Below are 12,945 nucleotides of genomic sequence, written 5' to 3'. Positions count from 1 at the left end.
GCCCCAATCATTTAGTGGAACTAAATTCATGGGGACTCATATTCTTGTTTCCTTGTTAGTGAACACATGACTTAGAAAGAAGCGCGCCCAACTAGCAGTTGGGAGTATTGGATTTAAATTGATTGCTTAGTGAGAAGATTGAGCAATCGTTGAGCAGAATCTTTTTTGAGATACAAACCGTTTGCGCTCTATGTACAACTATAGTTTTGCGACGAATATCTATAATCTATATGGTATCGATACTGGGTATTGACGTGATATGTGGATACCTAAAGAACTTCATGATGAGGTTAATCGAGCACTGATAGTTTTTAGCTGGTGGCTTGGAATACAAGGAGTATGATGAGCGCCAGGGTATAACGTTAGACACCTCAATCCTAGATTGTTGTGCCATAGACCAAACTGGTACTGTGCGGTGACAAGGATAGCAATTGGCATACAAATTCGCTGTATATGCCGAGTCTTCAGGGAACCAAGTCCGTTCATTTGTGACGACTGCTGATATTTGACATACCACCTATACTAGGTATGACCAGCAGTAGTGAACTAATTGAATATATTGATCGGAGATAGAAATGAGCGATTTAAAAGCAGCAGCACTACGTGCACTTAAACTAATGGACCTAACTACGCTGAATGACGATGACACTGATGCAAAAGTGATCTCGCTATGTCACGACGCGAAAACAGCAGTAGGTAACACAGCTGCAATTTGTATTTACCCTCGCTTTATTCCTATTGCTAAGAAGACACTGCGCGAGCAAGGTACTCCAGAAGTACGCATTGCTACAGTAACTAACTTCCCACACGGTAACGACGACATCGATATCGCGGTTGCAGAAACAAAAGCAGCTGTGGCTTACGGTGCAGACGAAGTAGACGTGGTTTTCCCATACCGTGCACTTATTGCAGGTGATGAGAAAGTTGGCTTTGAGCTAGTTAAACAGTGTAAAGAAGCATGTGGTGATATTCTTCTTAAAGTGATCATCGAAACGGGTGAACTAAAAGAAGAAGCGCTAATTAAGAAAGCATCGCAAATCTGTATCGAAGCAGGTGCTGACTTTATTAAAACTTCAACAGGTAAAGTGCCTGTGAATGCAACTCCAGAATACGCGCGTATGATGCTTGAAGTGATTCGCGATATGGGCGTTGCAAAAACCGTTGGCTTTAAGCCTGCTGGTGGTGTTCGCACAGCTGAAGATGCGGCGCAATACCTAGCAATGGCTGATGAGCTTCTAGGTGCAGATTGGGCAGATAACATGCACTACCGTTTTGGTGCATCAAGCCTACTAACCAACCTACTTAATACATTAGAAGTAACAGACGAGACTGCAGACCCAGCCGCATACTAATTGGCTGCTCACTGCTGAAAACAAAAAGTCTGACAGGCAAAGTGAAACCTTTCGCTTTGCCTACCTCTTTCCCTTACTAACCAAAGCATTTTGCTTGGGAGGATCTAATGTACTTACCTCAAGAAATTATTCGTAAAAAGCGTGACGGCGAAGTTCTCACTGCCGAAGAAATTAACTTCTTTATTCAGGGCGTTGCCAACAACAGCGTGTCTGAAGGTCAAATCGCTGCATTTGCCATGGCAATCTTTTTTAATGAAATGACGATGCCAGAGCGTATTGCGTTGACGTGTGCGATGCGTGATTCAGGCATGGTGATCGATTGGAGCCACATGAACTTTTCTGGCCCAATCGTTGATAAGCACTCAACTGGTGGTGTAGGCGATGTGACGTCTCTAATGCTCGGTCCTATGGTTGCGGCATGTGGTGGTTTCGTTCCTATGATTTCGGGTCGCGGCTTAGGCCATACAGGCGGTACGCTCGATAAACTTGAGTCTATTCCTGGCTACAACATCACGCCAACGAATGAAGTATTCGGTGATGTCACGAAAGATGCCGGAGTGGCGATTATTGGCCAAACGGGGGACTTAGCTCCTGCTGACAAACGTGTATACGCTACTCGCGATATCACAGCGACCGTGGATAACATTTCATTGATCACAGCTTCGATTTTGTCGAAGAAGTTAGCCGCTGGTCTTGAATCACTAGTGATGGATGTCAAAGTGGGTTCTGGTGCCTTTATGCCAACCTACGAAGCGTCTGAAGAGCTAGCGAAGTCAATTGTTGCGGTTGCAAACGGCGCGGGCACTAAAACAACAGCAATCCTAACCGACATGAATCAAGTTCTTGCTTCTTCTGCGGGTAACGCTGTGGAAGTCCGTGAAGCGGTTCGTTTCTTGACTGGTGAATACCGTAACCCAAGACTACTCGAAGTCACTATTGCATCGTGTGCAGAAATGCTCGTATTGGGCAAACTTGCTGACAACACAGAGCAAGCTCGTTCGAAATTGATGGAAGTTTTAGATAACGGTAAAGCAGCAGAGTGCTTTGGTAAGATGGTAGCAGGACTTGGTGGTCCAGCAGACTTTGTAGAAAACTACGATAATTACCTTGATAAAGCCGAGATCATTAAGCCTGTATATGCGCTGGAAAGCGGTGTGGTATCGGCGATGGATACTCGTGCAATCGGTATGGCGGTTGTCGGAATGGGCGGCGGTCGCCGCGTAGCAACCGATAAGATCGACTATGCTGTTGGCTTCGACAACTTTATTCGTCTGGGTGAGGTGGCTAGCCAAGATAAGCCACTTGCGATGATCCATGCTCGCAGTGAAGAACAGTGGAACGAAGCAGCACAAGCGCTTCAAAGTGCGATCACGGTAGGAGGAGAATACACTCCGACACCAGAGGTGTATCGCCAAATTCGCGCAGAAGATATCTAGTCTCAATACTCGGAGTTACCGTATTTACAGTCACTCCACCATGTTGAGTTAAATAATGACAATTAGATTGGTCGATAGCTGAGATAAGCTATCGGCCAAACACAGGAAGAGAGCAATGAAAAGAGCATTCATTTTAGTATTAGACTCATTTGGGATTGGTGCTGCTGGTGATGCAGAAAAATTCGGTGATGTGGGCTCTGATACGTTAGGTCACATCGCTCAGCGCTGTTTCGAAGGCAAAGCCGACAATGCAGAGCGCAGCGGTGCACTTACCTTGCCTAACTTATCAAAACTTGGTCTAGCAATGGCTCACAAAGAGTCGACGGGAAGCTTCGCTCCAGGTCTGGACCAAGATGCTGAAATCATTGGTGCTTACGGTCATGCTGCCGAGTTATCCTCAGGTAAAGATACGCCATCTGGTCACTGGGAAATTGCCGGTGTGCCGGTACTGTTTGATTGGGGTTACTTTACTGATAAGCAAAACAGTTTTCCAAAAGAGCTAACCGACCGCATTTTAGAGCGTGCTGGCTTAGACGGTTTTCTTGGTAATTGCCACGCGTCAGGTACGCAAGTATTGGATGACCTTGGTGAAGAGCATATGAAGACGGGCATGCCTATCTTCTATACGTCTGCTGATTCAGTGTTCCAAATTGCGTGTCACGAAGAGACATTCGGTCTGCAAAACTTGCTAGATCTTTGTCAGATTGCTCGAGAAGAGCTGGAAGATTACAACATCGGTCGTGTTATCGCGCGTCCATTTGTTGGTCCGGGCAAAGGTCAGTTTGAACGTACGGGCAACCGTCGTGATCTATCTGTAGAGCCGCCAGCGGCGACGATTCTACAAAAGCTCGTTGATGAAAAGGGTGGTCAAGTTCACTCGATCGGTAAGATCTCTGATATCTACGCTGGCTGTGGTATCACGCAGAAAACAAAAGCAACGGGAATTCCTGCGCTATTTGAAGCAACCAAAGAAGCGATCAAAGAAGCGGGCGACAACACAATCGTATTCACTAATTTCGTTGATTTCGATTCAGCATACGGGCACCGCCGCGATGTAGCGGGCTACGCAGCTGCGTTGGAGTACTTCGATGGCCGTATCAATGAAGTGATTGATATGATGAAAGAAGACGATGTACTGATCCTGACGGCTGATCACGGCTGTGATCCAACATGGCCGGGTACTGACCACACTCGTGAGCATATCCCTGTGATTGTTTATGGTCAGAAAGTCCCTGCTGGCTCATTAGGCTTGCGTGAGTCTTTCGCTGATATTGGCCAAAGCTTAGCAAGCTACTTCGGTACGTCTCCAATGGAGTACGGCAAAAACTTTTTGTAATTGATGAATAGAGAGGGTGTCCTCTCTATTTTTTTATCTGAAATTTGAACAGGAGAATTTCTAATGGCGACTCCACATATTAATGCTGAAATGGGCGCGTTTTCTGACGTTGTTTTAATGCCAGGGGATCCGCTTCGTGCCAAGTACATCGCTGAAACCTTCTTGGAAGATGTTGTTCAAGTATGTGACGTACGGAATATGTACGGTTTTACCGGTACGTATAAAGGCCGTAAAATTTCCGTGATGGGACATGGTATGGGTATCCCGTCTTGTTCTATTTATGTCACTGAACTGATTAAAGATTTCGGAGTGAAGAAAGTGATCCGCGTGGGCAGCTGTGGTGCGGTAAGCGAAGACATTAAGGTTCGTGATGTGGTGATCGGTATGGGGGCGTGTACTGACTCTAAGGTCAATCGAATTCGCTTTAAAGGCCATGACTTCGCAGCCATTGCAGACTACAAGATGGTACGAGCAGCAGAAGATGCCGCTAAAGCACGTGGCATCGATGTGAAAGTGGGGAATCTGTTTTCTGCTGAACTGTTCTATACACCGGATCCTGAAATGTTTGATGTGATGGATAAATACGGCATTGTTGGTGTAGAAATGGAAGCGGCTGGCATCTATGGTGTGGCAGCGGAATATGGCGCGAAAGCACTGACGATTTGTACTGTCTCGGATCATATCAAAACCGGAGAGCAAACGACCTCTGATGAACGAGCGACAACGTTTAATGAGATGATGGAGATCGCGCTAGATTCGGTATTGCTTGGTGATGAGGACTAATGACTAAGTAATAAATGTCGATTAAATAAAGAAAAACCTCAGCCAGCGCTGAGGTTTTTTTGTTGTTAAGCGTCTTTTAACAGCAGATTTTCGCCTTTGGATTTGGGTTTTCTACGCAACACTAGCGCCATCAGCAAGCCACCGATAAAGCTGATTAGAATCATGGTATACATATATCGATCACTCTTGCGGTAATGGTGATCAGAAATCGCGGTTACTTTACCTGTTTCGAAAGTAATTCTTACAAATCCGACGATGGCATCATCGTGAAAAACAGGCTCAACTAACTGCTGTCGACCAATACGTGCGGTAGCAAGTGGCGTGTCTAGCCCTAATACTTCGCGGACTGATAGCGCCTTTTCACTTGCCGCAAGCTTTACGCCTTCCGCGTTATAAATCGTGGCATCAAATACTAAATTGTCTTGCGACAGTTGGTTGGTCAACTTCAGCAACCGCTCCTGATCTTGTTGAATGATCATCTCACCTGCAGAAAGCGATGCTTGTGAAATCAAAACCTTAGTTAATGTTTCCAACTGGTTTTTTTGAATGCGTTCGTTACCTTTACTGATCTTGACGCTATTGATGGCTATGACAGCAACCATCGCCAATAGTACAAGTATCGTGATGACTTTTAAGGCATTTCGAAATGAGAACAGGGATTGGTTCATGACCGACTCAGTAAGAAATAATGGATTTCCCCCATATTGAGACTTGCGTTTTTAAATTGCAATAGGTTAACTAACGGGAGGAATGTATACATGGAACTGTTAAAGACGATGTCTGAACTCTCAAAAAAGTTGCCGATACGAAGGCACACCTCTCTTTTAACACGCTTACCGGAAACTCGGTATGCCACTCAACTAGATAAAGCTCGTGCGAATTGGATCATTTTTGGCGAGTACCTTTCGCCAAAGCATTTCGATGACATTGACTTTTTTACTGGTTTTTACAACCCGGTGATAGACACATGGAAAGTAGGCCAATACGAAGTAGCGCTGATGTCTGGTCACCTAACTCCCGAGCATGAAACCATTTTAGAAAGTATTGGGTTAGACTATGCGACTCTTGCTGAAGTCCCAGATTTGTCTAAGCCTGGCTTGATTGTGATGGACATGGACTCGACGGCGATTCAGATCGAATGTATTGATGAAATCGCCAAGTTAGCAGGGGTTGGTGAAGAAGTCGCTGAAGTCACTGAGCGAGCGATGCAAGGCGAGTTGGACTTTGAACAAAGCTTGCGTCAGCGCGTTGCAAAACTAGCGGGTGCTGATGAGTCGATTCTAGAGTCAGTTCGAAGTGAACTGCCTTTTATGCCGGATCTCGCTGAATTGGTCACGACTCTTAAAGCGCTAGGTTGGAAAACAGCCATTGCCTCTGGGGGTTTTACTTACTTCTCTGATTACTTGAAGCAAGAGCTCGGGCTTGATCATGCGCAGTCAAATACGTTGGAAATTGTCGATGGCAAGCTCACTGGGAAAGTGTTGGGCGATATCGTCTCTGCTCAGACGAAAGCAGACATATTAATAGAACTTGCAGACCAATATGAAATCGAAGCACACAATACCGTTGCGGTAGGAGACGGTGCGAACGACTTGGTGATGATGAAAGCTTCAGGACTAGGTGTGGCATATCATGCTAAGCCAAAAGTTGAGCAGCAAGCTCAGTCTGCTGTGCGCTTTTCTGGTTTAGGTGGGGTGCTATGTATTTTGTCTGCCGGACTTGCTAAGCAACAGAAGATCAGCTGGCAAACCAAACCTTAAACGGGCAAAGAATTAAAAGAGCGAGGCTAAGCCTCGCTCTTTCATTGGGTCAGTTCTAGCCTCACCAAAACTTCATCGGTGATGTCGTAAATTTCGCCGTATCCAACGGTTGCCGTAATCTCTTTCTCCAAGCTACGAGCTTGGTGCATGCTAATTTGTGTCAACTCTTCGATATCTAATTTCAGTAGGCTAGTTAAAGGCTCAAATATTGGCGCACCTGAAATACGCAGCACATACAACTCCCCCAAAACTTGAGCTTTCTTAATAAATGTCATCCGGTCTTTGACACTTTCGAATTCGCTACTAAGTCGAGTATCAAGGGATTGAATTCGGTTACCGAAAATGAGCGCCGAAATGTATAGCTCGTGGTATTGCGGTTTTGCTCCTTCCACTCGCTTCATCGGTACGGCAAGTAAGGTGCTAGTTCTACCTTTATAAATAGGCTCTAACGAAAAGTTCTTTTCACTGCCAAGTCGTGCCATTAACACCATATGAGGAGGAAGAGGGTAGTTAATTCCAACAACCTTAGGCGCGAGTGTTCCTTTGTTCTTTTCGACAAAGACAGGGGTACTCACCATTTTATCCAGTAAGATATTATGTAGACCTTCAAGCAGGTCGTTACTCGGCAAGATCTCTTTTTTAGTTTCTAACTTGGCTTCATTATGTTGAATCAAACGGTGGAAAAAGCCGATGGTTTTAAAGTTTTTCGTCGAGTCTTCTAGTGATAGCTGCAACTGCTGATTATTCGGGCTAACACGAATCACTTCATAAGGCACGGCATCAAGAGGGATTTTTTTGTCGTATAGCTGTAGCTCTAAGAAGTTGACGCTGCACATCTCTCCCGCTTTTATTTCAATGGGCTGAGCGAGCATCAGGCTTAAACCATGCTTGGATAAATCAATGGTCTTCCCTTTCAGCACTGCACCATCGGGTAAAGTTACGTGCAAAGGGGAATTTAATTGGTAACGCGGCTCTCTTCTGCGCGAACAAGCATCAAAATAGATACTGGTTGGGTTACCAATGATATTTCGAGTTTGTCTAAATCGGTTAAGCGTGTTGGATGGTAATTTCGGCTTTTCGGTAAAGAGATAATCTTGTGCAGCGGAAGAGTCTGCGATCTCTTGCAAAATCCCGCAGTGAGTTAAATTGGTTGTATCTGCGCCAAGTTCTGTTGCGTGTTGAGCCAACTGCTGACATTCTGGATCAGATAGCTCAAACACCGAGAATCGAAATACTTTCCAGCTTTCTCGCTTGGCACCGATGTGCCAAAACAATTGTCTTTCTTCGCGAGAGGCTTCTGGCATCATCATCGAAAAGAACAGATCTTTCCCTTGGTGGTCATGTTTAAAGGAGTAGAAAATATTGCTACCGCCTTTCATGCCAGCCTTTGTTAAATGAGACATTCGCTGCTGATTAAACAAAGCACCAAGCGCTTGTTGATTGCGCTCATCCTGCCAATAATTCCAAATTGGCAAATTGTTCTCTGTCATTAAGACGAGCTTGAGCTCACTTCCACTGAAAAATACCGGCAGATTACAGGTGTGTTTTAAATAGGTGTGCTCGTAACCGCGGGTACGGGCGCGAATGATCTTATCTTGGTTGTCGTGGCGAACTTTCTGAGAATCGCTTTGCAGTGATTCCTCTATCACTTGTTCAATGACATCAGTATCCGATAACTTCAAAGCACGGATAAATTTTACGGCATCATTTTCATAGCTGTCGTCGATGCCGACAATTCGGTAGGTTACCTTACTGAAAATACCGTCGATTTGTGAGCTTTTACGTAGCTCGACAAAAGATACATCAATCATCTCTCCGAGCTTGTAGTCAAAGGCTGTTGGGACTTTGAACTTTGCTCCAGAAGGAGATAAGTCGACACTGACTGCGTGAACCACTTGATCGTTGGGAAGTACGATCTCGACTTGAGAAGAAACTTTGAGGCGATTCTCTTGGCGTTTTAAGTCGTAGCCAAGTGTGACGGGCTCGACCTGAAATAGGCTATCCCCAGAAACGACTTTGCTCTGAGTGCTGGTCCCTTTTTGCTTCATAACCCGGAAGTTGTTCTTGGTGTTAATCAGCGCTTCCCAAACACCTTCCGTATAGCCATTAAATTTCTGAACATTTTTGTGGTAAGCATTAAAGGCCACATCGTCCAGCCAGTGCTTTAAGCCATCCAGTTCATATTCTCTGCATTCACCTTGTACTCGTCCTCTTAAATCGACGGGCTTTGTACAGGGTGCCATTACACGGTTGAGCTCAATTTTGACCAGTAGTTTGACCGATGGGGACTCGCCCTCGGTCATTTGAGACAAAAGGTAGTCAAAATCTTGAGCGTGATAGGCGGGGATCAAACGCTCGGCAATAGAGAGAATTTCAGATTGCTGCATACTTTTCTGTTAGAGTAGTCCGTTATCTTTAACATCGACAGTTCGACAAGAATCTTTAGGTTTATGTTACCTCGCTTAAATGTAAAAGTGTGGTGAAAAACGGATGATATGTCACATAGTTTAGTAAATGAGGACTCATGGCTAAAGCAAAGCGCGCATATGTATGTAATGACTGTGGAGCTGATTTCCCTCGCTGGCAGGGGCAATGTAATGCATGTGGAGCTTGGAATACGATTACCGAAGTTCGCTTAGCGGCTTCACCAACGGTGGCTCGTAATGAGCGATTGTCTGGGTACGCGGGCTCTGCGACAGAAGCTAAAGTGCAGACGTTATCTGAAATTGATCTGCAAGATGTGCCACGCTTCGGTAGTGGTTTCAAGGAGTTAGACCGAGTATTAGGTGGCGGAATTGTACCCGGAGCCGCTATCTTGATTGGTGGTAACCCAGGGGCAGGTAAATCGACGCTACTGCTACAAACAATGTGTTTGCTGTCTGCCCAGATGCCAACTTTATATGTGACAGGTGAAGAATCCCTACAGCAAGTGGCGATGCGCGCTTCCCGTCTTGGTTTACCTAGAGAACACCTAAAAATGCTGTCGGAAACCAATGTCGACAAAATTTGCCAGATCGCGGAAAAAGAACAGCCTCGAATTATGGTTATCGACTCGATTCAGGTTATGCACGTTGCCGACGTACAGTCGTCTCCTGGTAGTGTTGCCCAAGTAAGAGAATCAGCGACGGCCTTAACACGCTACGCCAAGCAGAACAATGTGGCGGTGTTTATTGTTGGTCACGTAACCAAAGATGGTACGCTTGCTGGCCCTAAAGTACTTGAACACATCATAGACTGTTCAGTTTTGCTAGACGGCGGAACCGATAGCCGTTTTCGTACGTTACGTAGTCATAAGAATCGCTTTGGTGCCGTTAATGAACTCGGTGTGTTTGCCATGACAGGGCAAGGGCTAAAAGAAGTGAGCAACCCTTCCGCGATTTTCTTATCCCGTGGTGAAGAAGAAACATCCGGCAGCTCCGTTATGGTTGTTTGGGAAGGTACGCGCCCTTTGCTGGTGGAGATTCAGGCTTTGGTTGACTACTCTCAGCTCGCCAACCCACGCCGTGTTGCGGTTGGCCTTGAACAAAACCGTTTGTCGCTGCTTTTGGCTGTACTGCATAAACATGGCGGCTTGCAAATGGCCGATCAAGACGTGTTTGTGAACGTAGTTGGTGGCGTAAAAGTGACAGAAACCAGTGCTGATTTAGCGCTAGTTATGGCACTGTTATCGAGCTTTAGAGATCGAGCGTTACCTAAAGATGTGGTGGTGTTTGGTGAGGTAGGGCTCGCCGGTGAAATACGCCCAGTGCCAAGTGGCCAAGAAAGGTTGATGGAAGCGTTCAAACACGGTTTCAAAAAAGCCATTGTGCCTGCTGCAAACCTACCGAAAGGGGGGATCGAAGGCATGCAGATTCATGGTGTTAAGAAATTGTCGGAAGCGATTGAAGCATTCGATGAATTATAGTCGCGATCAATAGCGATGACGAATGGCGTTAACATTCGAATGGAACTAATCTTGTTTAGTTGACGCCATTAAATTCGAGCAGATTTAAACAAATTGATGTTGTTTGAGTTAGGCATGCAGTAACATACACAAGTTTTTTTTCTTCTAGTGCACGCAAAGCTATCAGTCTTGACAGATTGTGGTATACTCTGCGCGCAATTTATATCCTATTAACAGAGTAAGACAATGGCAGATTTATCGAAATACAGAAACATTGGTATTTTCGCGCACGTTGATGCGGGTAAAACAACTACCACTGAGCGTATCCTAAAGCTAACTGGTCAAATCCACAAAACTGGTGAGGTTCACGATGGTGAATCAACTACTGACTTCATGGAACAGGAAGCTGAGCGCGGTATTACTATCCAGTCTGCAGCTGTTAGCTGTTTCTGGAACGGTCACCGTCTAAACGTTATCGATACTCCTGGACACGTTGACTTCACAGTAGAAGTATACCGTTCACTTAAAGTACTTGATGGCGGTATCGGTGTATTCTGTGGTTCTGGCGGTGTTGAACCTCAGTCTGAAACTAACTGGCGTTACGCGAACGAATCAGAAGTATCTCGTCTGATCTTCGTTAACAAACTAGACCGTATGGGTGCAGACTTCTTCCGCGTTGTTGACCAAGTTAAGAACGTTCTAGGTGCAAACCCACTAGTTATGACTCTACCAATCGGTCGTGAAGACGATTTCGTTGGTGTTGTAGACGTACTAAACCGTAAAGCATTCGTATGGGATGACTCAGGTCTTCCAGAAAACTACGAAATCCAAGACATCCCAGCTGACATGGTTGATGATGTTGAAGCTTACCGTGAAGAGCTAGTTGAGACTGCTGTAGAGCAAGACGACGACCTAATGGAAGCTTACATGGAAGGTGAAGAGCCTACTATCGAGCAACTAAAAGCTTGTATCCGTAAAGGTACTCGTGACCTAGCATTCTTCCCAACATTCTGTGGTTCTGCATTTAAGAACAAGGGTGTTCAGCTAGTACTAGACGCGGTTGTTGACTACCTACCTTCTCCAACAGAAGTAGATCCTCAACCTCTAACTGACAAAGAAACTGGTGAGCCAACTGGTGAAGTTGCTACAGTATCTGCAGACGAGCCACTACGTGCACTAGCATTTAAGATCATGGATGACCGTTTCGGCGCGCTAACATTCATCCGTATCTACTCTGGTGTTATGAACAAGGGTGACACTATCCTTAACGCTGCTACAGGTAAAACTGAGCGTATCGGCCGTATGGTTGAGATGCAAGCAGACGAGCGTAACGAACTAACAACTGCTCAAGCTGGTGACATCATCGCCGTAGTTGGTATGAAGAACGTTCAAACTGGTCACACTCTATGTGATCCTAAGCACGAGTGTACTCTTGAGCCAATGATCTTCCCAGAACCAGTAATCTCTATCGCGGTTGCACCGAAAGATAAAGGTTCTACTGAGAAGATGGGTATCGCTATCGGTAAGATGGTTGCAGAAGATCCATCTTTCCAAGTTGAGACTGACGAAGATTCAGGCGAAACAATCCTGAAAGGTATGGGTGAACTTCACCTAGACATCAAAGTTGACATCCTTAAGCGTACTTACGGTGTTGAACTAACTGTTGGTGCTCCTCAAGTAGCTTACCGTGAAACTATCACGCAAGCTGTTGAAGATAGCTACACGCACAAGAAGCAGTCTGGTGGTTCTGGTCAGTTCGGTAAGATCGACTACCGCATCAAACCAGGTGAGCCAAACTCTGGCTTCACGTTCTCTTCAACAGTTGTTGGTGGTAACGTACCTAAAGAATTCTGGCCTGCAGTAGAGAAAGGCTTTGCATCTATGATGGATAACGGTGTTCTTGCTGGCTTCCCAACTCTAGATGTTGAAGTAGAACTATTCGACGGTGGCTTCCACGCAGTTGACTCATCTGCAATCGCATTTGAAATCGCAGCGAAAGGTGCATTCCGTCAATCTATGCCTAAAGCTGGTGCGCAACTTCTTGAGCCAATCATGAACGTTGACGTATTCACTCCAGAAGATCACGTTGGTGACGTTATCGGTGACCTAAACCGTCGTCGTGGTATGATCAAAGACCAACAAGCTGGTGCTACAGGCGTACGTATCAAAGCTGACGTACCTCTATCAGAAATGTTTGGTTACATCGGTCACCTACGTACTATTACTTCAGGTCGTGGTCAATTCTCTATGGAATTCGCACACTACGCACCTTGTCCAGCAAACGTTGCTGAAGAAGTAATTGCTAAGGCTAAAGAAGAGAAAGAAAACAAGTAATTGTTTAATCTCTAGCTGATTAAAAGCCCCGCATGCGAAAGCTGCGGGGCTTTTTTATAAT

Annotated in this window: 9 protein-coding genes; 7 read left to right on the top strand and 2 right to left on the bottom strand. The window is 45.4% G+C overall.

Going from position 1 to position 12,945, the window contains the following annotated elements; genetic code table 11:
* Positions 1-575: 575 nt before the first annotated feature.
* From deoC to deoD, 4 genes are all read left to right on the top strand, one after another.
* Positions 576-1,352 (top strand): deoxyribose-phosphate aldolase, encoded by a 777-nt coding sequence (deoC, locus tag J4N42_RS11430; RefSeq protein ID WP_252028067.1) that lies wholly within the window; start codon positions 576-578, stop codon positions 1,350-1,352.
* Positions 1,353-1,459: 107 nt separating this feature from the next.
* On the top strand, positions 1,460-2,788 hold the full coding sequence (gene deoA, locus J4N42_RS11425; RefSeq protein ID WP_252028065.1) for a thymidine phosphorylase: 1,329 nt from the start codon (positions 1,460-1,462) through the stop codon (positions 2,786-2,788).
* Between the two features lie 115 nt (positions 2,789-2,903).
* On the top strand, positions 2,904-4,124 hold the full coding sequence (locus tag J4N42_RS11420) for a phosphopentomutase (protein ID WP_252028063.1): 1,221 nt from the start codon (positions 2,904-2,906) through the stop codon (positions 4,122-4,124).
* Positions 4,125-4,187: 63 nt separating this feature from the next.
* Entirely contained in the window at positions 4,188-4,907 is a 720-nt protein-coding gene (gene deoD, locus J4N42_RS11415; RefSeq protein ID WP_252028061.1) for a purine-nucleoside phosphorylase, read from the top strand.
* Positions 4,908-4,972: 65 nt separating this feature from the next.
* Here deoD and J4N42_RS11410 read toward each other — a convergent pair whose 3' ends face one another.
* Positions 4,973-5,575, bottom strand: a complete 603-nt coding sequence (locus J4N42_RS11410) for a YtjB family periplasmic protein (protein ID WP_252028059.1) — start codon at positions 5,573-5,575, stop codon at positions 4,973-4,975.
* Positions 5,576-5,683: 108 nt separating this feature from the next.
* Here J4N42_RS11410 and serB point away from each other — a divergent pair, with 108 nt between their 5' ends.
* Positions 5,684-6,667 carry a phosphoserine phosphatase gene (serB, locus tag J4N42_RS11405; protein WP_252030835.1) on the top strand — a complete coding sequence of 328 codons (984 nt, stop codon included), beginning with the start codon at positions 5,684-5,686 and terminating at the stop codon, positions 6,665-6,667.
* A 41-nt stretch (positions 6,668-6,708) separates the two neighbouring features.
* On the opposite strand, the gene J4N42_RS11400 is transcribed toward serB, so the two are convergent.
* Positions 6,709-9,054 (bottom strand): PilZ domain-containing protein, encoded by a 2,346-nt coding sequence (locus J4N42_RS11400; RefSeq protein ID WP_252028058.1) that lies wholly within the window; start codon positions 9,052-9,054, stop codon positions 6,709-6,711.
* Between the two features lie 137 nt (positions 9,055-9,191).
* Between J4N42_RS11400 and radA the strand changes: the two genes are divergently transcribed.
* Positions 9,192-10,571, top strand: coding sequence for a DNA repair protein RadA (gene radA, locus J4N42_RS11395; RefSeq protein ID WP_252028056.1), 1,380 nt, complete (start codon positions 9,192-9,194; stop codon positions 10,569-10,571).
* A 225-nt stretch (positions 10,572-10,796) separates the two neighbouring features.
* Positions 10,797-12,884, top strand: coding sequence for an elongation factor G (fusA, locus tag J4N42_RS11390; RefSeq protein WP_252028054.1), 2,088 nt, complete (start codon positions 10,797-10,799; stop codon positions 12,882-12,884).
* The last annotated feature ends 61 nt before the right edge of the window (positions 12,885-12,945 follow it).

This window comes from Vibrio sp. SCSIO 43135, from assembly GCF_023716665.1.
In the GTDB taxonomy this organism is placed as follows: domain Bacteria; phylum Pseudomonadota; class Gammaproteobacteria; order Enterobacterales; family Vibrionaceae; genus Vibrio; species Vibrio paucivorans.
This window is presented reverse-complemented; position numbering and strand designations above follow the sequence as displayed.

Excerpts from the sequence above, each read along its gene's own strand:
- deoC (WP_252028067.1), top strand. The coding sequence starts at position 576 with ATGAGCGATTTAAAAGCAGCAGCACTACGTGCACTTAAACTAATGGAC.
- deoA (WP_252028065.1), top strand. The coding sequence starts at position 1,460 with ATGTACTTACCTCAAGAAATTATTCGTAAAAAGCGTGACGGCGAAGTT.
- J4N42_RS11420 (WP_252028063.1), top strand. The coding sequence starts at position 2,904 with ATGAAAAGAGCATTCATTTTAGTATTAGACTCATTTGGGATTGGTGCT.
- deoD (WP_252028061.1), top strand. The coding sequence starts at position 4,188 with ATGGCGACTCCACATATTAATGCTGAAATGGGCGCGTTTTCTGACGTT.
- J4N42_RS11410 (WP_252028059.1), bottom strand. The coding sequence starts at position 5,575 with ATGAACCAATCCCTGTTCTCATTTCGAAATGCCTTAAAAGTCATCACG.
- serB (WP_252030835.1), top strand. The coding sequence starts at position 5,684 with ATGTCTGAACTCTCAAAAAAGTTGCCGATACGAAGGCACACCTCTCTT.
- J4N42_RS11400 (WP_252028058.1), bottom strand. The coding sequence starts at position 9,054 with ATGCAGCAATCTGAAATTCTCTCTATTGCCGAGCGTTTGATCCCCGCC.
- radA (WP_252028056.1), top strand. The coding sequence starts at position 9,192 with ATGGCTAAAGCAAAGCGCGCATATGTATGTAATGACTGTGGAGCTGAT.
- fusA (WP_252028054.1), top strand. The coding sequence starts at position 10,797 with ATGGCAGATTTATCGAAATACAGAAACATTGGTATTTTCGCGCACGTT.